The following is a 989-nucleotide window of genomic DNA, read 5'->3' as shown; positions in this document are numbered from 1 at the left end:
CCGGTCGAGGCGTTGCGGTAGCTGTCCAGCTTGTCGTTGAAGCGGAACACGTCGCTGCCGCCGTTGCCGGTCATGGTGTCGCGGCCGCCGGCCCCGGTCAGGGTATCGTTGTCCGCCGTGCCGACTAGGTGGTCGTTGAACAGGCTGCCCTGGGTCATCGGCACCGACGGGGTGCTCGGCGCGCTCGATTCCTCCTCCGCCGCCACCGGCACCGCCGGCTCGTGGGCGGACTGGGCGAAGATGAAGTCGGACGGCGTCAGCTGGGTCAGGTGGTTGCCCTCCAGCGCGACCTGGAAGCGGTTGCCCGACTCGTCGGCCACCAGATCCTTGATGTAGGTCTTGCTGCCGTCGGCACTCAGCGAAGCGGTCAGGGTATGGCCGTCGTTGCCCGCGCCCAGGCCGGTGTAGCCCAGGGCCGAGACGTCGATGCGGTCGGTGCCGGGGGTGAAGTCGGTGATCGTGTCGATGCTGCTCACCCCGGTCGAGGCGTTGCGGTAGCTGTCCAGCTTGTCGTTGAAGCGGAACACGTCGCTGCCGCCGTTGCCGGTCATGGTGTCGCGGCCGCCGGCCCCGGTCAGGGTGTCGTTGTCCGCCGTGCCGACCAGGTGGTCGTTGAACAGGCTGCCCTGGGTCATCGGCACCGACGGGGTGCTCGGGGTACTCGACTCCTCGTCCGCCGCCACCGGCACCGCCGGCTCGTGGGCGGACTGGGCGAAGATGAAGTCGGACGGCGTCAGCTGGGTCAGGTGGTTGCCTTCCAGCGCGACCTGGAAGCGGTTGCCCGACTCGTCGGCCACCAGATCCTTGATGTAGGTCTTGGTCCCGTCGGCGCTCAGCGAGGCGGTCAGGGTATGGCCGTCGTTGCCCGCGCCCAGCCCGGTGTAACCCAGGGCCGAGACGTCGATGCGGTCGGTGCCGGGGGTGAAGTCGGTGATCGTGTCGATGCTGCTCACCCCGGTCGAGGCGTTGCGGTAGCTGTCCAGCTTGTC

General features: G+C 68.8%; 1 protein-coding gene. It reads right to left on the bottom strand.

Going from position 1 to position 989, the window contains the following annotated elements; all coding sequences use genetic code 11:
* Positions 1-989: M10 family metallopeptidase C-terminal domain-containing protein (locus ACFOJE_RS15950; RefSeq protein WP_377815508.1), on the bottom strand; the 989-nt coding region annotated here is incomplete at both ends.

It is taken from the genome of Azotobacter bryophylli, assembly GCF_042643485.1.
In the GTDB taxonomy this organism is placed as follows: Bacteria; Pseudomonadota; Gammaproteobacteria; order Pseudomonadales; family Pseudomonadaceae; genus Azotobacter; species Azotobacter bryophylli.
Note: the sequence above shows the minus strand (reverse complement) of the source record. Positions and strands in the feature narration are given on the sequence as shown.